Source organism: Paenibacillus amylolyticus (genome assembly GCF_036894225.1).
Lineage (GTDB): Bacteria > Bacillota > Bacilli > Paenibacillales > Paenibacillaceae > Paenibacillus > Paenibacillus amylolyticus.
Genome location: NZ_CP145892.1, coordinates 5,164,352 through 5,188,397, shown reverse-complemented (window position 1 = coordinate 5,188,397; position 24,046 = coordinate 5,164,352). Strand labels below are relative to the sequence as shown.

Annotated in this window: 25 protein-coding genes; 19 read left to right on the top strand and 6 right to left on the bottom strand. The window is 46.3% G+C overall.

The window, feature by feature from the left end; all coding sequences use genetic code 11:
- Positions 1-29 precede the first annotated feature (29 nt).
- Positions 30-845 (bottom strand): class I SAM-dependent methyltransferase, encoded by an 816-nt coding sequence (locus tag V6668_RS23005; RefSeq protein ID WP_036674482.1) that lies wholly within the window; start codon positions 843-845, stop codon positions 30-32.
- A gap of 73 nt (positions 846-918) precedes the next feature.
- Positions 919-1,860, bottom strand: a complete 942-nt coding sequence (locus V6668_RS23000) for a YafY family protein (RefSeq protein WP_338706853.1) — start codon at positions 1,858-1,860, stop codon at positions 919-921.
- 308 nt (positions 1,861-2,168) lie between these two features.
- Here V6668_RS23000 and V6668_RS22995 point away from each other — a divergent pair, with 308 nt between their 5' ends.
- A complete protein-coding gene (locus V6668_RS22995; protein ID WP_036617092.1) occupies positions 2,169-3,602 on the top strand; it encodes a glycoside hydrolase family 1 protein in 1,434 nt (477 codons plus the stop codon).
- Between the two features lie 165 nt (positions 3,603-3,767).
- Here the strand turns inward: V6668_RS22995 and V6668_RS22990 are convergent, their stop codons facing one another.
- The gene (locus tag V6668_RS22990; RefSeq protein WP_338706852.1) at positions 3,768-4,436 is read right to left on the bottom strand and encodes a phosphatase PAP2 family protein; all 669 of its coding nucleotides are present in this window, start codon (positions 4,434-4,436) and stop codon (positions 3,768-3,770) included.
- Positions 4,437-4,605: 169 nt separating this feature from the next.
- On the opposite strand from V6668_RS22990, the gene V6668_RS22985 reads away from it, so the two are divergent.
- Entirely contained in the window at positions 4,606-5,178 is a 573-nt protein-coding gene (locus tag V6668_RS22985) for a hypothetical protein (protein WP_076252894.1), read from the top strand.
- Between the two features lie 128 nt (positions 5,179-5,306).
- On the opposite strand, the gene V6668_RS22980 is transcribed toward V6668_RS22985, so the two are convergent.
- The gene (locus tag V6668_RS22980) at positions 5,307-6,083 is read right to left on the bottom strand and encodes an AraC family transcriptional regulator (protein WP_036617099.1); all 777 of its coding nucleotides are present in this window, start codon (positions 6,081-6,083) and stop codon (positions 5,307-5,309) included.
- A 19-nt stretch (positions 6,084-6,102) separates the two neighbouring features.
- Positions 6,103-6,684, bottom strand: coding sequence for a LysE family translocator (locus tag V6668_RS22975; protein WP_036617102.1), 582 nt, complete (start codon positions 6,682-6,684; stop codon positions 6,103-6,105).
- Between the two features lie 206 nt (positions 6,685-6,890).
- Here V6668_RS22975 and V6668_RS22970 point away from each other — a divergent pair, with 206 nt between their 5' ends.
- The 6 genes from V6668_RS22970 (at position 6,891) to mmsB (ending at position 15,290) form a co-directional block, all read left to right on the top strand.
- Positions 6,891-7,898: a substrate-binding domain-containing protein gene (locus tag V6668_RS22970; RefSeq protein ID WP_036617104.1), complete on the top strand. Its 1,008-nt coding sequence runs from the start codon at positions 6,891-6,893 to the stop codon at positions 7,896-7,898.
- Positions 7,899-8,010: 112 nt separating this feature from the next.
- Positions 8,011-9,810 carry a cache domain-containing sensor histidine kinase gene (locus V6668_RS22965; RefSeq protein WP_422395226.1) on the top strand — a complete coding sequence of 600 codons (1,800 nt, stop codon included), beginning with the start codon at positions 8,011-8,013 and terminating at the stop codon, positions 9,808-9,810.
- Positions 9,811-9,866: 56 nt separating this feature from the next.
- Entirely contained in the window at positions 9,867-11,165 is a 1,299-nt protein-coding gene (locus V6668_RS22960; protein WP_422395290.1) for a response regulator transcription factor, read from the top strand.
- A gap of 320 nt (positions 11,166-11,485) precedes the next feature.
- Positions 11,486-12,571: a multiple monosaccharide ABC transporter substrate-binding protein gene (gene chvE, locus V6668_RS22955; protein WP_036617106.1), complete on the top strand. Its 1,086-nt coding sequence runs from the start codon at positions 11,486-11,488 to the stop codon at positions 12,569-12,571.
- Positions 12,572-12,592: 21 nt separating this feature from the next.
- A complete protein-coding gene (gene mmsA / locus V6668_RS22950) occupies positions 12,593-14,158 on the top strand; it encodes a multiple monosaccharide ABC transporter ATP-binding protein (RefSeq protein WP_338706851.1) in 1,566 nt (521 codons plus the stop codon).
- Positions 14,127-15,290 carry a multiple monosaccharide ABC transporter permease gene (gene mmsB, locus V6668_RS22945; RefSeq protein ID WP_036617110.1) on the top strand — a complete coding sequence of 388 codons (1,164 nt, stop codon included), beginning with the start codon at positions 14,127-14,129 and terminating at the stop codon, positions 15,288-15,290. Before mmsA ends, mmsB begins: the two co-directional genes overlap by 32 nt.
- A gap of 69 nt (positions 15,291-15,359) precedes the next feature.
- Here mmsB and mgtE read toward each other — a convergent pair whose 3' ends face one another.
- Positions 15,360-16,730 (bottom strand): magnesium transporter, encoded by a 1,371-nt coding sequence (mgtE, locus tag V6668_RS22940; RefSeq protein WP_338706850.1) that lies wholly within the window; start codon positions 16,728-16,730, stop codon positions 15,360-15,362.
- 190 nt (positions 16,731-16,920) lie between these two features.
- Here mgtE and V6668_RS22935 point away from each other — a divergent pair, with 190 nt between their 5' ends.
- The 11 genes from V6668_RS22935 to V6668_RS22885 all read left to right on the top strand — a co-directional run bounded on the left by V6668_RS22935 (position 16,921) and on the right by V6668_RS22885 (position 24,019).
- Entirely contained in the window at positions 16,921-17,625 is a 705-nt protein-coding gene (locus V6668_RS22935; RefSeq protein WP_338706849.1) for a DNA alkylation repair protein, read from the top strand.
- A gap of 42 nt (positions 17,626-17,667) precedes the next feature.
- Entirely contained in the window at positions 17,668-18,222 is a 555-nt protein-coding gene (locus V6668_RS22930; protein WP_338706848.1) for a methylated-DNA--[protein]-cysteine S-methyltransferase, read from the top strand.
- 219 nt (positions 18,223-18,441) lie between these two features.
- Complete coding sequence (locus V6668_RS22925) at positions 18,442-19,668, top strand: amidohydrolase (RefSeq protein WP_338708993.1); 1,227 nt, start codon at positions 18,442-18,444, stop codon at positions 19,666-19,668.
- A 128-nt stretch (positions 19,669-19,796) separates the two neighbouring features.
- Entirely contained in the window at positions 19,797-20,207 is a 411-nt protein-coding gene (locus V6668_RS22920) for a GNAT family N-acetyltransferase (RefSeq protein WP_338706847.1), read from the top strand.
- A gap of 32 nt (positions 20,208-20,239) precedes the next feature.
- On the top strand, positions 20,240-20,689 hold the full coding sequence (locus V6668_RS22915) for a GNAT family protein (RefSeq protein WP_338708992.1): 450 nt from the start codon (positions 20,240-20,242) through the stop codon (positions 20,687-20,689).
- Positions 20,690-20,706: 17 nt separating this feature from the next.
- Entirely contained in the window at positions 20,707-21,135 is a 429-nt protein-coding gene (locus V6668_RS22910) for a GNAT family N-acetyltransferase (protein ID WP_338706846.1), read from the top strand.
- A gap of 155 nt (positions 21,136-21,290) precedes the next feature.
- Positions 21,291-21,878, top strand: a complete 588-nt coding sequence (locus V6668_RS22905; RefSeq protein ID WP_338706845.1) for a DUF1361 domain-containing protein — start codon at positions 21,291-21,293, stop codon at positions 21,876-21,878.
- Between the two features lie 39 nt (positions 21,879-21,917).
- Positions 21,918-22,547 carry a hypothetical protein gene (locus V6668_RS22900; protein ID WP_338706844.1) on the top strand — a complete coding sequence of 210 codons (630 nt, stop codon included), beginning with the start codon at positions 21,918-21,920 and terminating at the stop codon, positions 22,545-22,547.
- Entirely contained in the window at positions 22,544-22,783 is a 240-nt protein-coding gene (locus V6668_RS22895; protein ID WP_051450006.1) for a hypothetical protein, read from the top strand. The genes V6668_RS22900 and V6668_RS22895 overlap by 4 nt, the downstream gene beginning before the upstream one ends.
- Before the next feature lie 38 nt (positions 22,784-22,821).
- Positions 22,822-23,766 (top strand): GNAT family N-acetyltransferase, encoded by a 945-nt coding sequence (locus V6668_RS22890; protein WP_036674444.1) that lies wholly within the window; start codon positions 22,822-22,824, stop codon positions 23,764-23,766.
- Positions 23,767-23,869: 103 nt separating this feature from the next.
- Positions 23,870-24,019: a hypothetical protein gene (locus V6668_RS22885; protein ID WP_164783341.1), complete on the top strand. Its 150-nt coding sequence runs from the start codon at positions 23,870-23,872 to the stop codon at positions 24,017-24,019.
- The last annotated feature ends 27 nt before the right edge of the window (positions 24,020-24,046 follow it).

Genomic DNA, 24,046 nt, shown 5'->3' with positions numbered 1-24,046 from the left:
GTACGAGAGATGCAAGCAACGGAAGGTTTTCAAACAATACCAAGGCGCATGCGATAAGAAAAGAGTACTTTTCTGGATTCTCCGTCAAATACACGATTAGCCAGCGCTCTGAACTCGTCAGCAGCTGTTAATAGATCATCCGCTCCGAGCTTCAACGCCGTTTGCAGGCCGCCTTGGCTCAGGGCGAGATTGACATATCGATCGGCTGTGAATGTCTCGTGGTGATGAAATACGATTTCCCGGACATATCGGAACAGCCCAGACTGCTGAATCTGCTGCAAATGCCCATCCTTGCTCCATTTGTGTGCCTGACTATCCTGGGGAGCCAGACTGGCTGCTCGTTGATCTGCTTCCTTATTCAGCTGCAGATAAGCTTGTTCTAACTGCCAGTCTAACATTGGCGGCCAGTCGCAATCGTAGGCTGCAAATATGCCCCCTGTACGAAGTACACGTGCAAACTCGCGTAGTGTGGGTTGCGGCTCCATCCAGTGAAACGATTGGGAGCAGGTCAGCACATCCACACTGCCATCTGGTAGTCCGAGGTCGTGAGACAAGCCGGACACAAACCGCAGGTTATCCGGCTTCCCGGCAGATTCCCACTTGGATTCAGCTACAGACCTCATGTCATCGCTGGGTTCAAAGCCGATGATACGTTCAGCTTCATTAAGCCAGATCCACGAGGATAAGCCGGTGCCACAGCCAATATCTGCGACCATACGCGGTGTGCTGCCAAGATATGTCGTTAGAATATCCACCACTTCAGTGGGAGCAGCTGGTCGGTTCTGATCGTATAACGTACCAAAACCTTTGAAACGTTCCACATTGTTGCGTCTAATGTCTTGCATGGATAAACCTCCTTCGGGCAGATGGATGACGGAGAGTCAGCTGTGATCAAAAGTTGTATAGGCCTATATTATATCATTCATTATTGGGAAGTTTGTTCATGACGTTCTGCAAATGTTCAACGGCTTTGATATGACGTCTGAGCAATTCCTGTCCAACATGAACAGGCTCGATTACGGTCAGCTCGGAACCAAACGACAGCAGGAAGGAGTAGAGCCATTCCCCTACATTCAGTTCGAGAGAAACACGGAGCCTGCCATCAGGCTCTTTTTTAATGAGGGTGGGTTCGAAAAAATCATACACTCGGTATGCAATGTTGCTGGAGAACGAGAGTGTAAGAGGAGTCAGGACAGGAGCTGCTTCTGATTCAGGGTCGTTTGATCCGGCAGTAACAGAGTGATCGTGTTTTCTCGCCAGAAAAGTCAACTGGGTGATCCGTTTCATCTTAAATGTCTCGAATTCTTCCCGATCAGGGTCATCATGGATATATCCTTTGAAGTACCACGTACTGTTTTTGAATATAAGTTTCTGTGGCTCCACGGTTGGAATGCTCTTCTCACCATCTGAATTAACATAATGAAACGTAATCAGTTGATTCGTTAATATAGCCTGCTTCACCTGATTGAACAGTTCTCTCTCCTGCAGAGGGATGCTGCCCCATGGTGAGAAATTGAATTCGATCCAATCCAGTTTGTGATCAAAAAGGGCGGTTAGCCGTTGTAGCATATGGGCACTGTTAAGATGGGGGATCGCACTGATGCTGTATAGTCCCATCAAAATTTCATTCTGGTCTTCTTCAGACAACAGGGACTTGTCCATGACATAGTTGTCCATCAGATGGATACCGCCGTGCTTGCCGGTCGTTGTATAGACGGGAATACCCGCAGCGCTCAGACGGTCGATATCGCGATACACTGTACGTACAGAAATCTCGAACATACGGGCGAGCTCTGGTGCAGTGGTTTTCTTTTTCTCCAATAACAAAAGCAACATTCGAAATAGTCGGTTATTTTCCATGCCATAATTATACCATGACAATAGGTGTCAGGGTATGGGTGGTACACTGGTGTAAAAGTCTTACCAAGACATTTTGACTCAGATTTATAATTTGTTCTTCATTTATTGGGGAGTAGTGAAGGGGACGATATCGATTCTGAAGAAACGAAGTGTTCGCATTTATCATGGGATTTTTCCATTTAGAAATAGGAATAAAAGAAATCCGAGGATAACAGCGATCAGAAGAACGATTCGTGACCGGAACGGCTACTCGCATAATATCAAGCACTTTATACCGAAATGAGTTAATTATTAAGGAGGAACTGGTCATGACAATGAAAGAAGGATTTTACTGGGGTGGCGCTACGGCTGCCAATCAATTCGAGGGTGGATGGAACCAGGGTGGTAAGGGGCCAAGCACGTCTGACATGATGACAGGGGGAACCCACACGATTCCACGCCGGATTACGCCTGTACTGGAAGAGGGCACGTATTATCCGAGCCATGAAGCGGTTGATTTTTACGGACATTACAAAGAAGATATTGCCATGATGGCAGAGATGGGCTTCAAAATGTTCCGCATGTCCATCAACTGGTCCCGGATCTATCCGAACGGTTATGATCTGGAGCCAAACGAAGAGGGATTGCAGTTCTACGATAATGTTTTTGCCGAGTTGAAAAAATACAATATTGAGCCGCTCGTAACAATCTCCCATTATGAAACGCCATTTGGTCTGACACAGAAGTATAACGGCTGGGCTTCCCGTGAAGTTATCGATTGTTATATCCGTTATTGTACAACCCTGTTCAACCGTTACAAGGATCAGGTCAAATACTGGCTTACGTTTAACGAAATCAACTGTCTGACGATGCCGATGGGTGCTTATATGGCTGCAGGTATTCTGTTTGAAGGTAAAGAAACACTGGTCGACGGAGTGGATGATCCTCAGACTCGTTTCCAGGCATTACATCACCAATTCGTTGCGAGTGCCAAAGCGGTGAAGCTGGGACATGAGATTAACCCTGATTTCCAGATCGGCTGTATGGTTGCGTTCATGACCACCTATCCAAACACATGTAACCCGGACGACATGTTGCTCGCACAGAAGAAAGACCAAATCTCCAATATGATCTGCGGTGATGTACAAGTTCGTGGAGCGTATCCTGGATTCGCCAAACGTTTCTTCGCCGAAGAAGGTATCCAGATCGAGATGCAACCGGGAGACGAGCAGACTTTGCGTGAAGGCTGCGTAGACTTCTACTCCTTCAGTTATTATATGTCTTTGGTTGAAAGTGCGGATGAGTCCCTTGAGAGAGCAGAAGGTAATCTGCTGGGCGGTATCAAAAATCCATATCTCGAAGCTTCCGACTGGGGTTGGCAGATCGATCCAAAAGGACTGCGTTACACGCTGAATCATCTGTATGATCGTTATCAGATTCCACTGATGGTGGTTGAAAACGGTCTGGGTGCTGTCGATGTGGTAGAGGAAGACGGCTCCATTCAAGATGACTATCGCATTGATTATTTGAAAGGTCACATTGAACAGATGAAAGAAGCGGTAGCTGACGGCGTAGATCTGATTGCCTACACCATGTGGGGATGTATCGACCTGGTTAGTGCATCCACTGGAGAGATGAAGAAGCGTTATGGCTTCATTCATGTCAACAAGGACAACGACGGTAACGGAGACTTGAGCAGAACACCGAAGAAGAGTTTCCACTGGTACAAAAAAGTCATTGAATCCAATGGTGAAGAGTTATAATTTGGTGTAAAAAAAATTAGATCGGTCTGTTCCCTTAAATGGGACAAGCGGTCCATGTGGTCCTGAACGAGTTCAGGACTACTACATATGAATATAAAAGAAACCCGGTTATCCTTCAGTTAAGGAAAGCCGGGTATTTTTTTGTGTAGTTCAATAGCGGGCCGCCTAGGCCAGCCTTCTGCTTTGCAGTTGGGACATGCGCTCCAAATGCCGCCGATAAAACCATATACATGTGGAGAGCCAGCAACCACTTAAGAAGTATCCGCCTACGATATCACTTGGATAATGCACTCCCAAGTAGATACGACTTATACCAATGGTCAGTATAAATACGGCGCTGGCAACAATCATCAGCACACGTCCGGTAACGGTGGGTACATGTTTCCAGATTAGAAAGGCCAGTCCACCGTACAGGCTAAATGCTGCCATAGAATGCCCACTGGGGAAGCTGTAACCACTCACTTCAATGATCCGGTTAATGGTAGGTCTGGCACGCTGGAATACCAGCTTGAGCAATGCATTTAACAGGGTTGAACCTGCGAGCACACAAGCCAGGAAGAGCAGTTCGCGTTTGTGTCGCAGGAAAATGTATAACACAATCATGGCGATGATGGTAATGAAGACCACTGGCATTTCGCTGCCGATCCAGGTAAAAAGGTGCATGAATTGTGTCATACCAGGGGATTCCAACCCCTGAATCCAGCCGATCAGCGTGTCATCAAATCGATGAATCTGGTTGTCACTGATGGACAGGGCGATGCTTATAAAAGCGATCATGCATAACGCTGCAACGAGCAGCGAGAATGAGATATTCTTTTTCCAGTTGTGTATCAAATGTTGAGTTCCTCCGTGATGGTTGATTTCGTATGTTGTGTCCTTGCGTATGTTGGACATAACGATATTTATATTGTGCTATAATTTTACAATAAATATAGCAGCAATAAAAATATGTAACCTTAACAACGCTTATTCAAGCAGAGAATGTAGGAGGGGAGCGGTCGGAATGAAACGACGTTTGGTGATGTGCATGTTGATCTTACTGTTGGTTACGTCTGGGTTAGCTCTATTTCCCGGAGAGAGAGTGTATGCTTGCAGTTGTGTCGAGAATGATGTTCAAGAGAGATTGAAGACCTACGCAGCAGTATTTACGGGAGAAGTGGTGAATAAAGGCAATTCTCAACAGTCGAAGCATGATGGTTTATTAAGAGAGTATACCTTTGATGTAGGTACTGCATGGAAGGGGGTTAATGCCAAAAAGATGAAAATCCTCGCGAGTGACGGAGGGTCTGACTCCTGTGGCATTCAATTTGAAAAGAATCAATCCTACCTGATCTATGCTTATCAATATGAAGTGGATCATAAGCTTCATACGAATCTGTGCAGTCGCAATGTTCCAATTGAACAAGCCGGAGACGATCTGAAATTGCTGGGTGCGGGCAAGCTTGTAAGTAAAGAAGATTTTGGAGAAACCACCGATGGGAGAAGTGAATATATCCAACTCATATTATATGGTGGAGTCATTTTATTGGCAGCGTTGGCAATCGTGTGGATATGGAAACGAAAGAAAAGAATCTGATTGCCCAACGGAAAAAAAAGCTAATCCCCGTACAGAACGTTAAGAAACATTGACGTTCTATACGGGGATTTTCAGGAGTGGCGTCAAAATTATATCCATTTGGGGTCGAGATTATCGATCCGATGGAACTAGTTCAGCTGCAACATGTATTCATAAGCTGTGACACCAAATACCCGTTTGAAATGTCGATTCAGATGGGTCAGATCGACGAATCCGCAATCGGCAACAGCAGCATAGACGTCCTTCTGCATTTCGATGGATTGACGGGCACGCTCTACTTTGCAGTTTAAGAAAAACTGGTAGGGGGATATGCCTGCTTGTGCTTTGAATTCACGGATAAATTGAAACTTGGACATGCCAAATTCGGAGCTCAGGTTGTCCAGCTTGAGCACATCTTCAGTGCTGCAAAACATGATTTCCTTGGCTTTGCGGACCAGGTTGTCCTGAGGCAACCAGAGCTTGGTGTCCATTTCCTTCTGAGCCAGCAGGTGAACCAGATCGAAGACCCGTTCGCTGCACTCGGCTTCGTTCTGTCTGAGTTGAACGGCATCGTTCAGCATCAGGATCTTACGTGCAAGCTCGGGATCATAGACGATGGGACTTCCAAAACGCAATTCCTTTTTGCCGATAATCTCCTCTACCAATTCCGGCTTCAAATACAGCATCACATAGTCAATGCCAGCCTTATCATAGGAGCTTCCATCATGGGACTGTTCACGGTTAAACAACATGACACCATTTTGGTGAGACGCCTGATATTGTCCGTCCAGGTTATATTGTTGAATGCCACGCAGGGTTACGCCAACCGCATACTCTTCATGGCAATGTTTTTTGTATGCAAAATCAGTAAAGCTGGCGGATAGTGCCAGCACGTCTTGCGACTTTTTATAGTTAAACCGTTCCATGCAGCACACCTCCCAAGCTTTAGATCAATCCGGATACTATAATGGCTGAGTATAACAAAAAAAGTGCCATGAGAATACTCAGTAATTTTTGGTGGCGATTCAGCAACGTTCTGAAAACCGTGCCAAAAACAACCCAACTGGAATAGGCCAGAAATCCAATGAATGTAATGAGCACCACGAACAGAAACGATGAGAATGAACTTTGATAAAAGGGCAATACATAACTTGGAATGACAGTGAAAGTAAACAAGACCACCTTTGGGTTCACAAATTGCATGATGAAACCGTTCCAGAATCCGGTAACTTGTTTCGGTGCATCCTCGGTGGTACCCATCTTGTAGATCTGGTACGCCAGATACACCATGTACAGGCCGCCGACAATCTGCATCACCTTCAGAATTCCGGGTAACACTCCCGCAAGAAGCTGATTAAGAAAAGCTGAAGCGGTAAGCAGCAGACCAAATGCCAACGTAGCTCCCCAGACATAACGCATTGTTTTTCGTGCGCCAACGATCTGTGTAGAAGAAAGAATTACGATATTGCTGGGGCCGGGGGTAAATGTTACGACGATGCAGTAGATTAAAAAAGATGCAAGATTCATAAGGATGATGCTCTCCTCTGGTTGTAGTTTAGTTTCATGATCATACGTCCAAAGGGAGAAACCATATAGTACATTATTGCAGCAGGTACACGGTTAGCAACAGGAGCTTGCTTTTAAAAGATAAGGGGTGGTTTTCTTTTTGAATGATTGCGTTTACAATTTAGACGATGTACAAGGTGATCAGACGACTTGAGGAAGTGAACGGAATGAAAAAAATGCTACTTGTTTACATTTTGCTAATCTCAGCATTTGCGTTGTATGTATTGAGATTCGAATACACCAGTCAGGTAAACAGTTCTTGGGAGGACCGGGGGCTGCGCGGCGATATCGGAGAGACGTATATCATGATTACATTCCAGTCCGGGCTGGAGTATTGGAAGAGCCCGCTCAAAGGTTTCGAGGATGCCGCGGATGCACTTGGCGTGACCGTAGAATATCGTGGGGCTACCCGGTATGATGCGAAGGAGCAGACCATGGTGATCGAGCAGGCTATCGCTCGTAAACCTGCGGGCATTGCCATATCTGCAATCGATCCTCAATCGTTAGTTCCAGCGATTAACAAGGCAATCGACGCAGATATCCCTGTTGTATTATTTGACGCGGATGCACCTGGTAGCCAGGCCTATTCTTTTCTTGGGACAGATAATTACAAGTCGGGTGTAATGGCTGCCGATAAAATGGCTGAACTGCTGGGTCGTGAGGGAGAGGTCGCGGTATTAACCTTGCCCGGACAACAAAATCATGAAGAGCGGACGAAGGGCTTCCGCGATACGATCAAGGAGAGATACCCTTCCATGCAGATTGTTGAAGTTGCAGACGGACACGGTGATGCGATGGTATCCAGAGACGAAACACTGAGAATGATGAAGGAACATCCGGAGCTAGCGGGTATTTTTGTGACTGAAGCTACCGGAGGAGCAGGAGCGGGTGAAGCCGTTCAAACTGCGGGGGACAGACATCCATTGCAGATTATTTCGTTTGATACAAATAAGGCTACATTGGATATGATCAAGAATGGTACGATCTCAGCTACAATTGCACAGGGAACCTGGAATATGGGATATTGGTCACTCCAATATCTGTTCCATCTGCATCACCAGTTAACGGTCCCTGCCCCATCCTCATCCGGTGAAAATGCACCGCTTCCCGTGATGGTGGACACAGGGATATCTGTGGTGACACGCTTGGATGTGGATGATTACTATGCCAAATAACAAAGGAGATTTCAAGAGTCCAAGGCCTTGGAGCAGGAGAGCGATTCTCTCCACTTTCAGGAACGGGATTCGGCGTTTACGCTTGCGTAATATGCCCCTTCGGTACCAGCTGATGCTGCTTTTTCTGTTATTCGCCATTGTGCCTTCCGTAGGGCTTGGGTTGCTTGTGAACTGGACGGTGGAGCGGGTTGTTGAACGACAGGTTGAAGGGCATACCATGCAACTGATTGGCAAAGTGAATGAAGCTCTGAACAGCAAAATGGAGAATTTGCAAAACATGACCTATCTGATTGCATTTGACCCGGATATTGATGCTTTTATGAACGACAAAATGCCACTGAATGATGAAGCAGGTATCGAACCGATGAACATGGACACCAATGCCGAAACGGAGCAAAATCGGTTATATGGCATCAAACAAACCTTGCAGGGGTTCACAACATTGTATCCTGAAATCGCCGGGATTGTTCTCGTCAATGCAAATGGTGACTATATTAGCAACGAGATGTATCCCCGAGCGGAACAGAGCCTGATCCAGGAAAATTGGTACCAAAAAGCTTCGGCCAATCCGGGCATCTTCATGGTGTTGGGTCAGCCGAAAGAGCGTAATCTCACGACACATGTACGCTACAAGGATGATGAGATTGTATCGGTTGCACGTTCCATAACAGATGAAGCGTCAGGACGTGTGCGGGGTGTTATTATGATTGATCTTAAACTAAGGTCCGTCTCTCAGGCTGCCCGTAATGTAACCTTGGGGAAATCCGGTTATGTGATGGTGACGGATGCAGAAGGTCAAAGTGTATACAAGCCGGAGCACCCGCTAATAGAACACATTCCCACAGACTGGTTCCCCTCCGGTGAGAGTGGAACATTTACCGCCGATACAGAAGGTGGAACGTTATTATTCATGTATCAGTCGTCTACCTTTACGGGTTGGAGAACGGTAGGGGTATTTCCCACAAGAGACTCGATATCCGAAGTACGCCAAATCCAGTTTTACGTGGTTAGCTTTGTATTTGTGGTGTGTTTGTTTGGCCTGAGTGCCTCTTTATGGTTCTCCCGTTCCATTGCTCAGCCTATTTTCCGGCTCATGTCCTATATGCGCAGGGCGGAGACTGGCAATCTCAGACCAGGTCGCTGGAGCGATCGCGCTGACGAGATTGGCATGCTTGGCAACAGTTATAACCGAATGCTGGCACAGATTAGACAACTGATATCACTAAATGAATTGAGGGAGCGGCAGAAGCGCGACGCTGAAATGCGAAGTTTGCAGGAGCATATCAAACCACACTTTTTATACAATACCTTGGATACGATTCATTGGATGGCACGCAAAGAAGGTGCAGAAGATGTGTCCGGCATGGTTGGCGCGTTATCTCGATTATTTCGCATAGGGCTCAGTAAAGGACAGGATTACATTCCACTGCACTCCGAGCTTGAGCATATGACCAGCTATCTGCAAATTCAGCAGACACGATACCGCGATCGTCTTCAGTATACATTGAATATTCCAGAGGAACTGCGGGACCTTTTTGTGTTAAAGCTGCTGCTTCAGCCCCTGATAGAGAATGCAATCTATCATGGAATCAAGGGCAGGCGTGGGCCGGGACACATTCGGGTGGAGGCCAGATTGGAACATAACAGACTGCTGCTGACCGTTCAGGATAATGGAGCAGGCATGTCCAACGAACGACTGGCCGAGATGCAGCAGCTGCTCGAAGCTCCTCTAGCAAGTTTGGAAGCGTCTTCGCCTGGGATGACAGGCAAAAGTTATGGAATGTTGAATGTGCAGGCCCGTCTCCGGCTGTCCTTTGGCGATGAGTACGGTATTGAACTGGAGAGCCAGGAAGGTGAAGGAACGAGTGTGACCATCATTCATCCGTTGATGCGAGAGCTCCCACCAATCTAGCAAATCAATAATGAAGAGAGGCAGGAGAATGAATGGGAAAATTCATAAAATCGACCGTGACAAATTCCACTGAAACAGATGAGACATCCGCATCGACCACAGTAATGGAGATTACGCCGGATAGCCATGTGGCGAAGAAATACCGCGTGCTCATCGCTGATGATGAACCGATCATTCGTGAGGGGATTCGGGATGCCATTGACTGGACAACTCTTGGGATGGAGGTTGTTGGTGAAGCGGAAGATGGCGAGGAAGCGCTGGAACGGGCGGCTGACTTGGGTGTGGATATTGTTCTCGTTGATATGAATATGCCATTCCTGAACGGTATCGAACTAATCCGTGCCCTTCAGCAGAAGTGCTCGGGCTGTCGTTACCTGATCATCTCGGGACATGATGAATTTGCATATGCGCAGGAGGCGGTTCGTCTTGGCGTAGAGGATTACATCTTAAAACCTGTGCAAGCAGAACAATTATATGCTGCACTTGAGCGATTACATCAGCGACTTACTGAAGAGCACCAGAGGACGGCATATGTACAACAGGCAGCTCATCAGATTGAACGTAATATCCCGTTGCTTCGCCAGCGATTTATGCTGGAGTGGCTGGAGGGGCAGGCTGAAGGGAGGGATCTGACGGAGCAGCTTGTGTTTTTGCGGTTACCCGCCGTCCCACCTGTGCAGATTGGGGTCGTACGCTGGCCTGCCGCTGAAGCTCGTCAGACGATACTGAGAGAGAATGATCGTCAGTTGTTTCTGTATGCAGTGGAAAATATAATTAGTGAACTGCTGGGGGACGTGCCACATGTCCTGTTTCGGGACGTAAGCGGGTTGATCGGCATATGTCTGTGGCAGGAAGCCCCTGAAGAAATAGAGTCCCTTCTGGAACAGCAGATCAGTTCTTGCCTGAATATTGCCATTCATGCTCATGTGGAGACACATGCAGGGACACTGGAAGAAACGCCGGATACGTACCGTCATTGCCGGGAACGGGTATACGGGGAAGTGCAGTTGTCGCCTCTGGTTCGCCGGGCAAGACAACTTATTCACGAGGAGTATGCCGAGCGGGAACTGACTCTGGAATCGCTCGCTTCCCGTCTACAAGTATCTGCCGTGTATCTTAGTCGTGTGCTGAAGAAAGAGCTGAATGATTCCTTTGTCACACTTGTCACGCATGCTCGTATTCGCAAGGCTATACAGTTATTAGATTCAACAACACTGCCGATTCACACCATAGCTGAGCGTGTAGGTTATGATACCCAGCATTATTTCAGCACTGCATTTAAGAAAACAATGGGCATTTCGCCAGTGCAGTATCGAAAGAACGGGGGAACGGCTTATCATCCTTCTGCGAATTAAATATCGTATTACAGTGGTTCATTCAGATGTGTGATAAATGAGATGGATGTGTTCTACTTCGTGTGAAGCGAAGTGGAGCATGTCCTTTTTTTTTTGACTCTGGAATGGTATCTCATGGATCACACTTGTACTTTAAGCGTTTCCATCAAAAGTTAAATTTTTATAAAAAAGGTTCAAAACGTGCAAAGACCTTGCAGTATCTCCAATGCTACTATTGGTCTCAGATAGGAACACCAAGCAACAGAATGTACCACATGCATTGTAAGCGTTATCTTATAACTCAATCAGAACCGTATGATGTGAGGAAAGGGGAACTTCATATGAAAAAAGGAGCAATGCTCATCTGGCTTCTGGTGATGACCTTGATGCTCTCGGCCTGCAATCTGGCAGAGAGTGGGCCAGGCAGCAAAGAAAAGGGATATGTCGGTATATCGATGCCAACCAAATCATCAGAACGATGGGTGGGAGACGGGGAGAACATGGTCCGTCTGTTTCAGGAGCAGGGGTACAAAACCGATCTTCAGTATGCTGAGGACGTGGTTGAAAATCAGATTTCACAGATTGAAAACATGATCACCAAAGGTGTGGATGTGATGGTCATCGCGTCCGTGGATGGCAACACATTAACGGATGTGATCAAGAAGGCACATGACGAAGGGATACAAGTGATCTCGTATGATCGGCTCATTCGTAATACGCCATATTTAACCTATTATGCCACGTTCGACAATTTTAAGGTGGGTGTGCTTCAAGCCTCCTACATCGAACAAAAGCTTGGGCTCAAGGATGGAAAAGGACCGTATAACATTGAGCTGTTTGGTGGCTCTCCTGATGATAATAACGCCTATTTCTTCTTCGACGGTGCGATGTCTGTCCTGAAGCCGTACATCGATTCCGGCAAGCTGGTCGTGCGCAGCAAGCAGATGACGATGGCCCAGATTGCAACCTTGCGCTGGGACGGTGCACTGGCCCAGTCACGGATGGATAACCTGCTGAGTGCGTATTACTCGGGTGATAATCTGGATGCAGTATTATCTCCTTATGATGGAATCAGTATTGGTATCATTTCATCCTTGAAAGGGATTGGTTACGGTACTTCGAACAAGCCGCTACCCGTTATTACAGGACAGGATGCCGAACTTGCCTCAATTAAGTCAATTGTGGCCGGGGAACAGACGCAGACGGTGTTCAAGGATACACGGAAGCTAGCGGAGAAGACGGTAGAGATGGCCAATAGTATTTTGCAAGGAAAACAGGCAGAAGTTAATGACGAAACATCATATAACAACGGAATTGAGGTTGTTCCGGCGTATCTCTTGGATCCAATCTCAGTGGACCGTACAAATGTGGAGCAGGATATCGTTGGTACACAGTATTACACGAAGGAAGAAATCGGACTGAAATAATAAATGAAAGGAGCACATCCCATGGCCGGAATCATTCTGGAAATGAAAAACATCACCAAAACCTTTCCTGGCGTCAAAGCACTGGAAAATGTCAATCTGAAAGTCCGTGAAGGCGAGATTCATTCCATATGTGGTGAAAATGGCGCAGGTAAATCTACGTTGATGAAGGTACTGAGTGGTGTATATCCACATGGCACGTATGAAGGCGACATTTTATTTCAGGGCAAAAATTGTGAGTTCAAGGATATTAAGCAGAGCGAGGATCTGGGAATTGTCATTATCCATCAGGAGTTGGCCCTGATTCCCTACCTTTCAATCGCGGAAAATATATATTTGGGCAATGAGCGTGCCAGCAGAGGAATTGTCAACTGGAAGGAAACTTATGTAGGTACACGAGAACTGCTCTCGAAGGTGGGACTGAGCGAAAATCCAAACACGCTGGTATCCAGCATCGGTGTAGGCAAGCAGCAACTGGTCGAAATTGCGAAAGCGCTCTCCAAAAAGGTGCGGCTGCTTATTCTGGATGAGCCAACCGCTGCGCTGAACGAGGACGACAGTGAAAATCTGCTGCAATTGATGCTGGAATTCAAGAAACAGGGCATCGCCTGTATCCTGATCTCACACAAGCTGAATGAGGTATCCAAGGTATCCGATTCCGTAACTATTTTACGGGATGGCAAGACAATTGAGACGTTGGATATGAAGAAGGAAAAAGTGACGGAGGACCGGATTATTAGCGGAATGGTAGGACGTGATCTCACCAGCCGTTATCCGGAGCGTCATGCCACCATTGGTGAAGTTATCCTTGAGGTAAAGGACTGGACGGTATATCACGAACATCATGCCGAGCGAAAAGTACTGGATCAGATCGATATGAATATCAGACGTGGTGAGATTGTAGGTATTGCCGGGCTGATGGGCGCTGGGCGTACCGAGCTTGCCATGAGTATCTTTGGCAAATCCTATGGCCGGAATATTTCGGGGCAACTCATTAAGAATGGTAAACCGATCCACAACAATACCGTCACGGAGGCCATTCAGAACGGCTTTGCTTATGTGACAGAAGACCGCAAGGAATACGGACTCATTCTAATGGATGACATCAAGCGCAATATTTCTTTAACGGGTCTGAGCAAGCTGACGCGAAACGCAGTAGTGAATGAGCGTGAAGAAGTACTGGTGGCGGAAAAGATGAAGAAAAGCATGAACATCAAAGCACCGAGCATTTTGCAGAAGACTGGTAATCTGAGTGGAGGCAACCAGCAAAAAGTGGTGCTCAGCAAATGGATTTTTGCCGGACCAGATATTCTTATCCTGGATGAACCTACCCGCGGTATTGATGTGGGAGCAAAATTCGAAATCTATACGATCATTCATCGGCTTGCTGCTGAAGGCAAGGGCGTACTGGTAATCTCATCCGAGCTTCCGGAGGTTCTTGGCCTGTGTGACCGGATTTATGTGATGAATGCCGGACGAATCACCGGTGAAGTCAGCCGGGAGCAAGCATCGCAGGAAACGTTGATGAGATATATGACCAAGTCTGGAGGCGGCAAGCATGGAAATGATAACAAAGCTGTTCAAAAATAATATCCGTCAATACGGCATGATTATTGCCTTGGTAGTGATTATGCTCTTGTTCGAGGTACTGACAGGCGGGCTGTTGCTCAAGCCGATTAATATTACCAATTTGATTTTGCAGAACAGTTACATTTTGGTGCTGGCGATCGGAATGGTGCTGGTCATCATTACCGGGCATATTGACCTGTCTGTTGGTTCCATTGCAGCCTTTGTTGGTGCCGTTGCCGCGATTATGATGGTTGATTGGCAGCTTCCGGCTTGGCTTGCAGTCATCGCTTCCTTGCTGGTTGGGGCTTTGATCGGTGCATGGCAAGGCTTCTGGATCGCCTATGTGCGAATTCCGGCATTTATCGTGACGCTTGCAGGGATGCTGCTTTTCCGCGGCTTAACGATGATCGTGCTGGAGGGGCAATCGATCTCTCCTTTCCCGGGTGGATTCCAGAAAATAAGTTCGGGCTTTCTGGCGGACATTCAATTCTCAGGTTTTGGTCTGGTATCTATCATTGTGGGTCTTGTGCTCACCGTTTGGTACATTGTCAATGAACTGCGGGAACGCCGTTCCCAGCGAAAATATGGATTCGAGGTCGTGTCAAAGGGACTATTTTTGCTCAAGTTGATTGTGGTGGCTGTTGTGACAAATCTGTTTACGTTTGTACTCGCAAGTTATGCAGGTATTCCAAATATCCTGGTCCTGCTGTTTGTCCTGATCGTTGTGTACTCCTTCGTTATGAATCGTACTGTCATGGGACGGCATGTGTATGCGCTTGGAGGTAATGAGAAGGCCGCAGGTCTGTCTGGGGTCAAAACAAAAAAGGTAACCTTCTGGGTTTTCGTGAACATGGGTACACTTGCCGCGGTATCCGGGTTGATCTTCGCCGCACGTCTGAATGCGGCTACGCCAAGAGCGGGTACCAACTTCGAGCTGGATGCCATTGCGGCCTGTTTCATCGGTGGTGCTTCCGCTTCAGGGGGCATAGGTACGGTATTTGGTGCCATCATCGGTGGTTTGGTTATGGGTGTGCTGAATAACGGGATGTCCCTGATTGGTCTCGGTATTGACTGGCAACAGGGGATTAAGGGATTGGTACTGCTGCTCGCTGTAGCGTTTGATATCTATAATAAAAATAAAAGATCGGCGTAACACTTGGTAAAATGAAAAAACAGACCTTGATCTCAGGATCAGGTCTGTTTTGCTGTATGCACAACTTATTTACATCAAGGCATCGAGGAAACGTGTGGCGATGCCAAAATAGATAAACAGGGACAAGATATCATTCAATGTGGTGATTAACGGGCCTGAGGCAACAGCCGGGTCGACTTTGAAACGACTAAGTAGAAGCGGGATGCATGTACCGGTCAGTGTACCAATGACCAGAGTGAGGAACAGAGATACCCCAATAATGGCGCCCAGCAACCAGTCTCCTTGCCAGAAATAAGCGATGACAGTGATCAGTAATCCACATACCAAGCCGATCATTATGCCTACCTTGATCTCCCGACCAATCAGTGCGAGTACGGTGGCTTTGTCGAGCTTGCGTCCGATCAGTCCGCGTACCACAACAGCCAGAGACTGCGTTCCTGTGTTACCGGTCATACCTGCAATCATCGGCATGAAAAATGCCAGTGCCACAACCTGATTGAGTGTATCCTCGAAGAAATCCACAATACTTCCCGAGATTAGACCAATCAATAGAAGCAAGATGAGCCAGGGAAGCCTGCGTCTGACGGCCACGAGTGGTTTGGTATCAAAGTCGATATCCTTGCTACCGCCCCCCATCTTGGCCAAATCTTCACTGGCTTCATCCATAATAATATCGATGACATCATCCATCTGAATGATACCGCATAACCTGTGATTTTCATCCACGACCGGAAGTGCAATAAACTCATAACGCTGTAGAAGCTGTGCTGCTTCTTCCTGGTCCATATCTACCGTTGCATGGATCACCCGCCGGGTCATCAGTTCTTCAACCTGGGTCTTATCGTCAGCCAGGGCAAGGGATCGATAACTCACGACACCGACCAGTTTGCCTTCATTATCGGTTACATAGAGATAACTGGAGGCTGAGATATGCATGGTACCTTGCGATTGTCGTAAGGCTTCCTTGGCTGTCTCATGAGCGAGCAGGGTCCGATATTGATCTGTCATGATGCGTCCTGCCGTTTCCGGCGGATAATTAAGCACGGATCGGATAATGGCAGAGTGATCCAGGTTCATGTTGGAAAGCAATTTTTCTCTGCGTTTGGCAGGCAAATCGTGCATGAATCGGATCAGATCACTTTTGTCCATCTGCTGCATGACTTCAAGCGTTCGTTCCGGCCCAAGTCGTTCAAACAGTTGAATCTGTTCGTGCAGCTTCAAGGTCTCGGCGAGATCCGCCAGAGCATCGGGTTTGAACAGGAGCAAAAACCGATTGGTTTCTTCTTCAGGGAACTTTTTATATACAAGTGAGAGGTCGTAGGGATGCAGTTCTTTCACCAATTTATAGAAATCGGGAAGGTTCCGGGATTGTACATGTTGCACGAGTTGTTCGGTGATCTCCTCCACGGAGAAATCTTTCTTGGTATGAGGTCCGTTCATATCGACACTCCTTTCTATTCGGTCAACTTCATATTTTTAAACGGAATGGGTTGAAAGTCAAACAACGAAGGGAAAAAGGGAGCGCCAAAAATAATATTGTAATCTTGCTCACCTATTCGATATGGGCTTACAAACAGCCGTTTCAAGGATATACTTGTTGTACAGCAACAGACGAGGAGGACATGCGCTAGTGGAAGTAGATATCAGAACACAATTGCTCAGCATGGTTGAGCCGGAGTATCAAAAATTCTCGGCCGCACTTATTCCCAACATCACGAATGTACTTGGTGTAAGGTTGCCAGCCTTACGAAAAATTGCCAAGCAACTTGCCTCCGGGGACTGGCGCACGTATCTGGAAACGGCAGAGGATGAATATTTTGAAGAAGTGATGTTGCAAGCGATGGTCATTGGACATGTACAGGCTGATCTGGACGAGCTGTTAAAGGCTATTGAAACATTTGTACCGAAGATTGACAACTGGTCGGTGTGTGACAGCTTCTGTGCGGGACTGAAATATACGAAGGTCCATTCGGAGCCCATGTGGGCGTTCTTGCAACCGTATCTGAGATCTGATCAGGAATATGAAATCCGGTTTGGTGTGGTAATGCTGTTGAATTTTTATCTGAATGAGCGATATATCGATCAGGTTCTATCCGCATTGGATCAGATTAGGCACGAGGCGTATTATGTGAAAATGGCAGTGGCTTGGGCCATCTCAATGGCTTATGTGAAACAACCTGAGGTGACTATGCGTTATCTGAACCATAATACCCTGGACGATTTTACGTATAATAAGGCACTTCAGAAAATCACGGAATCTTATCGCGTTGATCCAGAGAGCAAGCAAATGATCCGCAGTATGAAACGTAAGGTGAAGAAGCAGATTACCTCCTAGTTCTAGCATTAAGCATTCCACCGGGGAGAGGGCGATAAACGAATGAGAAAAAAGTTGATGTACACCACGATACAGTTGGACGGTCGTCCATGGGTGCTGCTCGCTACGGAACAGGGATTGTGCCGAGTGGTCATGCCAAACGAAACATTGGAAGATTGGAACGGCTGGATACAGAAAGTTGCACCTGGTGTGGAACTGGAAGAGAACGAACATGCTCTAAAACAAACAGGTATGATGGATTGGTTGCAGTCCTATTTTGCAGGAGAATTGATGGCTTATACAGATGCAATCCCACTGGACTTGATCGGAACGAACTTCCAACAGGAGGTATGGAGAGAGCTAGGGCGTGTGCCTTATGGTGAAATTCGGACCTATGGTGATATAGCTGCTGCGATTGGAAGACCTTCAGCTGTGCGAGCAGTTGGGGCTGCCAATGGGGCCAATCCAATTCCGGTTCTGCTACCATGCCACCGCATTATTGGGGCTAATCGCAAGCTGACCGGGTTCCGTGGAGGCCTGGAGATGAAGCGCAGACTGCTGGATATCGAACAGATTGAAGGCGTGACCGATGGAGGGCATGCGCGGTTTCATTTTTAATAGACTCACGTAATCAAGAAGATTAAGGTGAGTGGACGGGGCAGGCACGTATTGTGCCTGTTTTTTTACATGTATTAAGGTAGAGTAATACAAACGTTCCGCATATGGAACACCAACGTTTTACGTATTTTTGCCCTGTGAAACCGTATGGTACCATGGATCATAGATCAATCGGTATCCGGGGGACGTAATGCCGGGTAAGAAAAGAGGGATGACATGATGAAGCAGGCTTATTGGTTAACAAACGTGACTGTGGAGCGGGGTTATGCTCTGGAGGGAGAACAGGTGACGGGGACACGGACAAGCCCCGCTCATCTGCGGATTAAAGATGGAGTGATCGCAGAGATTGTGGAAGGAAACAACCCGTTGTCTAGCGATCTACCACAAGTAGATGGCAAGGGACTTCTGCTGTTGCCTTCGTTCGAGGAGGCACATATTCATCTGGATAAAACCTACTACGATGGGCCGTGGACAGCCGTTAAGCGTATCTCCAGTATTTTCGAACGTATTGAAGAAGAAAAGGTTCTGTTGCCCAAGTTGCTACCAGATGCAACGCGTCAAGCGGAGAGTATTCTGACCTTGATCCAGGGGTACGGCTCCACTCATGTTCGTAGTCATTGCAATATTGAACCCGTCAGTGGCTTGAAAAGACTGGAAGCGACGCGGCAGGCTCTGGAATCATTTTCGGGCAAAATCGCTTCGGAGATTGTGGCTTTCCCGCAGCATGGACTGCTTCGCTCCCATTCAGTGGAGCTTATGGGCCAAGCGATGAAGGAAGGTGCAACGCATGTGGGCGGACTTGATCCTCATACGGTGGACGAACAGATCGAGAAATCACTGAACGCCATGGTTGAACTGGCTGTTCAGCACCAGGCGGGCATTGATATACATCTGCATGATGGCGGGCAGGCTGGCAAACAAACGTTGTTGGAACTCGCAAATCTGACCGAAGCAGCAGGGCTTCAGGGTAAAGTTACGGTCAGTCATGCGTTCTGGTTCGCCCGCGCAGAGCAGCAGGAAGCAGAAGATATGGCGCAGCGAATGGCCTCGCTTGGGATGAGCATTGCTTCCACGGTGCCCATTGGCAGAACGATGATGCCTCTTCCCATGCTCCACCGTATGGGTGTGAACGTGAAGCTGGCCACAGACAGCCTGACGGATCACTGGTCTCCTTTTGGCAATGGGGATATGCTTGAGAAAGCGGGACGATTCGCAGAACTGTACGGATATAGCGACGAACTGTCCTTGTCTCAATCTTTGGCATGGGTAACAGGCGGTATTACACCGCTGGATTCACAAGGGGAACAAGTCTGGCCGAAGGTAGGCGACACCGCGAGTTTTGTATTGGTGCATGCGAGTTGTTCGGCGGAAGCTGTTGCGCGGCGATCTGCGCGGCAGGCCGTATGGTACAAGGGGCAATTGGTCAGCGGATCAACAGCGGATTGAGGAAAATAGAGCGGGTGCAGCCACGGGAAACCGTGGTTTTTTGGCATGGGAGAAAAAGAGGAAAGAACTGTTCGCATATACCACATTTTGGGTTATGATGGACGTAGTTAATGAAGGGAGTATTACAAATGAAGATTGAGTATGCAACGGAAGCTGACTACGACTACATCATTGAAAGAGATCGGCATATCCATCAGCCACTTGTGAAAACGAAGATTAGTGAGAAAGAAATATTCATCCTATGGGACGAGGACGAGGGATCAAGAGTTGGATGGATGAGGTACGGTTACTTTTGGGATAACCTTCCCTTCATGAATATGATCTGGATTGATGAACCCTATCGAAACGGCGGATATGGCAAAAAAGTGGTACATCACTGGGAAAATTTAATGAAGCAACAAGGCTTTGATACGGTGATGACTTCAACGCAATCAGACGAATATGCGCAACATTTCTATCGAAAGCTGGGGTATGTTGATGCAGGGGCTCTATTGCTGGATACACAACCTATGGAGATTATGTTGATCAAGAAAATCTAGTAAATAAGCTGCAAGGAGAGAGGATTGTGGGTATGGAGCAAGTGACGTTACGACCTATAACCAAAGAAAATGAACTTGAGTGCATCCACCTTAAACCACGGGAAGATCAGCTAGATTTGGTAGCTAGCAATGCGGATTCATTGATTCATGCAACGAAGGAGATTACGTCCAAACCATACGGTATTTTGGCAGAGGATCAGATGGTCGGTTTTATTTTATTTGATAACGAGATCTACAATGACGGGTATTACTGGATTCTGCGCTTCATGATGGATGAGAAGTACCAGGGGAAGGGTTACGGCAAACTTGCTATTCAAGAAGTGGTTTGTATGTTGCAAGAGAGAAGTGACTGCCAGCAGATCAGGGTATCCCATGTTCCACATAACATTGCGGCAAATGCGCTGTATAAACGTTGCGGATTTCAGGACACGGGTGAATTCGAGGACAACGGTGATATCATTTTAAGTTATCAAGTGAGGTAACAGGGAGGAGAAGCTTGATGATAAGAGAGGCAGAAGCTAGAGATGCAGCGGTTATCGAAAGACTGTATACAGAATTATTGCCAAACAACTTAAACACGAAGGTACTGGCAGAACGGATTGAAGAAGTTCGGAATAACCCAAACAGTTTCTTGTTTGTGTATGAACTGGATGATCAGGTGATCGGCACGGCTCATTTACATATTTGTCTGGATGCTTTGGTGGAAAATAGACCATTCGGCGTAGTTGAGCGGGTTATCATTACGGAACATGTGCAGAGCAAGGGATATGGATCTGAATTGATGAAACATATAGAGCATGTATGTGTGCAGAAAAATTGTGTGAAGGTGTTTCTTACGAGCGGATCATCCAGAAACGAAGCACATCACTTTTATACGAAATTGGGGTACAACGGAAGATCCAGCAAGGCATTTAAAAAGTATTTATAACTTATAACATTCATCAAGGAAAAGGAAGTAGAAGCAAAGAAATGAAAGATAACAAACATCCGGTTCAAGATGTCCGACTCATCGTTACTTTGCTCGTGGCTACTTTATGTTGTCTAGGTGTTGTGATGTATTTACGTGCCCAAACAGATAGGAATATGTATCAATTTTTAAGTTGGGATATGTTCCTGGCATGGGTACCATTTATCATCTCATCCTGCATTAGATACATATTCAATAAGAAATTAACCACAACGAGCATGATATGTATGGGGCTGATGTGTGGAGTATGGCTCTTTTTTCTGCCCAATGCGGCCTACCTTTTTACGGAGATTCTGCATTCATTCAGATATTTTGATGCTCAAGGGGAGGTTAGATTTTGGGTTAATATTGATTTTTGGTATGGACTCACCCTGACGTTTGCCGTAGCGATCATCGGATTGCTGCTCTCAACTTGTTCAATCATTCAAATCCATGGCATGTTAAACAAATTAATAAATAAGTACATTAGCATGATGGTTGTCGGTGTTATTTTGCTATTGAGCAGTATAGGGGTTTACATTGGTAGATTTAATCGGTGGAATTCGTGGGATATATTATCCCGACCTGGGAAGATCTTCGTGGATCTTGTGAATGATTTTAATGCAGCGAACAGCATAATGGTTGAGTTTGTTGTCATTGTATTTGCGGTTCAACTTTTTGGATACGTTATTATATCCTTGCTAACCGCAAGGTCGGGCAACTAATTATTCCATTTGAAAGGGTGAAGGAGGCAATATCACACGATGGGTAATCTTAATTTTATTGATAAACTTCCTCACATTAGTGAATGCAAACAGATTCTAAAGGCAGCAGCTATGCTGGATGCCATTTTGATGCCGGAATGGGAGTACAGGTATTACTCGTATAATTCCCAGTGGGACACGAATGAGCAAATGGCATCCATGAGAAATGGGCAAGGAGATCATTATTTTGCAATATTCAGTCCGAATGGGCTAATTATTAAAGGCTTTGATAAAGAGTATACACTTCAGCATAAGGTTGATAGGAGTGAGGTGGTAAAAAGCGTTCCAGAAGCATTTAATACTTTTGTGGTAGAGCCGGCATTTGTAATGGATCAGACGACGTTCTGTATCTGGAGTGTGGCGGATCAGGAAGGGTGGTCTGCGGGCACGGAGCTTGGGGATCATGAATACGAACTGTTAGAGATTTTGGTAGGCGGCGCGAAATATTATCATGCTTGGGCACAGGATTACTACGAGATAGCGTTGGATATCAATCTGGTTGAACAGGTATTTGATATGAAGCCGATCGATGAGGTCTTACTACAGCAATTAAATGATGAACTGAAATTAAGTGATATCGAAGGTGAAATTGCAGAAATTGGATACCCGGATAAGGATATGAAGGTGTGAAGGCGATAACCCAAGAAATCACGGAAGAATTATTGGCTGTGATGGATATGTACCAAAGAATCGCGCGGCAATTGATCGACCAACTGATAATGGAAACGGATCAGCCTGATCGCATGGAGATCCTGGCAGGTGCGTACGATATGCTGACCAATACGGATGTGATCCATGGAGAAGAAGAATTAACGGGAAACTGGTATTTTGATGTTCACGGGGTGGCGTATAGAAAAATGATTTGATTGCTTGGCATTTAATTAAAACTGAGGAGGAATTACGTATGGTTTTAACTGAGTGGTCTACAGATATTCTTCAATATGATCTGTCGGATGAATATTCGATTCGCAAAGCAGATTTTGCCGAATGGGGATTATATTGCACGGTTTATTATGATATGCGTTATGTCGGATTTTTCAGGGAAGAAGAGTTCAGTTCTTCCAAGATCAGTGCGTACTGGATTTACAAAGGGGAAAGCAAAATAGGTGGCGTGAGAATGGAGCCTAACCGGATGTATCATTTGTTTTTTGTCCCGCCATTCCAGCAGTGCTTTGATGTATTGAAGCTTCTGAAGCATAAATTATTACAGTGGTCGGATCGCACCAAACGCATTCTGACCTTTGAGATTCTTCCAGACCAAGTCGATCTATACGCACGAGCTGGATTCTGGCCAGTGGAGTTCAGATGTCGCTGGATGCAGCGGCCTACAGATCATTTTGAAGTCGAATGGGACAACAGGGTAACCGTGAAGAGTCCAGAGATTATTGAAAGTGAAACCGGCACCAAAAAATATGTGAATGAAGATGAGATTGCTCAATGTGACCTAGAGAGTTTTGCAGGAAGTCTTGAAGCTACACGAAGAAAACATACCACGCTTGCAGATTTTACACCAAGCGATGACCCTAATTATACCAATGAGATTTTGACCCAAGCGTCCACGCTTGTATACGACAAGGAAACGGGACAGCTTATTGCAAATTGTCGCTTGTGCTTGCAAGATAATCAGGCTGCTGTATATAGCATAGGGGTTCGGCCGGCATATAGAGGAAGAGGGCTTGCTACACTGATGTTACAGAGAGCTTTGAATGCGCTTAAGGGTCAATATCCCGTGCTGCGATTGTATGTGATGCAAGGAAATGATGCGGAGTCCGTGTATCTGAATCTGGGATTTATTCCGGGTGTGCAGGAGATTCAGACGATGTATATTCCTGAGGAGGAATCACAATGAAGGTTGCCATTTATTTTGAAGGCATTCCATGGGAATCAGTTGGAGAGAGAGGATAGTGAACGTTCGTAGCAATGTGCTGCTACTTTGGAAAGGAGAGATATACATGGGAATGATCATTATGTTGGTGGTGTATCTGTTCCTCGGTATTTATGTTGTGAAAGTTGGAATAGATAACTCCAAGAATAGCCAGCACACCAAAGAAATATTATCAGAGTTAAGGGAAATTAAGGAACTGTTAAAAGAACGAGGGTAAAGATTGATTAGGCTTGTGCTTCAAAAG

What these genes read in the sequence shown, in the direction of transcription:
- V6668_RS22910 (WP_338706846.1), top strand. Translation starts at nt 20,707, where the DNA reads ATGATAAGAGAGGCAGAAGCTAGAGATGCAGCGGTTATCGAAAGACTG.
- V6668_RS22905 (WP_338706845.1), top strand. Translation starts at nt 21,291, where the DNA reads ATGTATCAATTTTTAAGTTGGGATATGTTCCTGGCATGGGTACCATTT.
- mmsA (WP_338706851.1), top strand. Translation starts at nt 12,593, where the DNA reads ATGGCCGGAATCATTCTGGAAATGAAAAACATCACCAAAACCTTTCCT.
- V6668_RS22965 (WP_422395226.1), top strand. Translation starts at nt 8,011, where the DNA reads ATGCTGCTTTTTCTGTTATTCGCCATTGTGCCTTCCGTAGGGCTTGGG.
- V6668_RS23005 (WP_036674482.1), bottom strand. Translation starts at nt 845, where the DNA reads ATGCAAGACATTAGACGCAACAATGTGGAACGTTTCAAAGGTTTTGGT.
- mmsB (WP_036617110.1), top strand. Translation starts at nt 14,127, where the DNA reads ATGGAAATGATAACAAAGCTGTTCAAAAATAATATCCGTCAATACGGC.
- V6668_RS22975 (WP_036617102.1), bottom strand. Translation starts at nt 6,684, where the DNA reads ATGAATCTTGCATCTTTTTTAATCTACTGCATCGTCGTAACATTTACC.
- V6668_RS22885 (WP_164783341.1), top strand. Translation starts at nt 23,870, where the DNA reads ATGGGAATGATCATTATGTTGGTGGTGTATCTGTTCCTCGGTATTTAT.
- V6668_RS22970 (WP_036617104.1), top strand. Translation starts at nt 6,891, where the DNA reads ATGAAAAAAATGCTACTTGTTTACATTTTGCTAATCTCAGCATTTGCG.
- V6668_RS23000 (WP_338706853.1), bottom strand. Translation starts at nt 1,860, where the DNA reads ATGGAAAATAACCGACTATTTCGAATGTTGCTTTTGTTATTGGAGAAA.
- V6668_RS22985 (WP_076252894.1), top strand. Translation starts at nt 4,606, where the DNA reads ATGAAACGACGTTTGGTGATGTGCATGTTGATCTTACTGTTGGTTACG.
- chvE (WP_036617106.1), top strand. Translation starts at nt 11,486, where the DNA reads ATGAAAAAAGGAGCAATGCTCATCTGGCTTCTGGTGATGACCTTGATG.
- V6668_RS22890 (WP_036674444.1), top strand. Translation starts at nt 22,822, where the DNA reads ATGGTTTTAACTGAGTGGTCTACAGATATTCTTCAATATGATCTGTCG.
- V6668_RS22930 (WP_338706848.1), top strand. Translation starts at nt 17,668, where the DNA reads ATGAGAAAAAAGTTGATGTACACCACGATACAGTTGGACGGTCGTCCA.
- V6668_RS22915 (WP_338708992.1), top strand. Translation starts at nt 20,240, where the DNA reads ATGGAGCAAGTGACGTTACGACCTATAACCAAAGAAAATGAACTTGAG.
- mgtE (WP_338706850.1), bottom strand. Translation starts at nt 16,730, where the DNA reads ATGAACGGACCTCATACCAAGAAAGATTTCTCCGTGGAGGAGATCACC.
- V6668_RS22925 (WP_338708993.1), top strand. Translation starts at nt 18,442, where the DNA reads ATGAAGCAGGCTTATTGGTTAACAAACGTGACTGTGGAGCGGGGTTAT.
- V6668_RS22995 (WP_036617092.1), top strand. Translation starts at nt 2,169, where the DNA reads ATGACAATGAAAGAAGGATTTTACTGGGGTGGCGCTACGGCTGCCAAT.
- V6668_RS22920 (WP_338706847.1), top strand. Translation starts at nt 19,797, where the DNA reads ATGAAGATTGAGTATGCAACGGAAGCTGACTACGACTACATCATTGAA.
- V6668_RS22900 (WP_338706844.1), top strand. Translation starts at nt 21,918, where the DNA reads ATGGGTAATCTTAATTTTATTGATAAACTTCCTCACATTAGTGAATGC.
- V6668_RS22980 (WP_036617099.1), bottom strand. Translation starts at nt 6,083, where the DNA reads ATGGAACGGTTTAACTATAAAAAGTCGCAAGACGTGCTGGCACTATCC.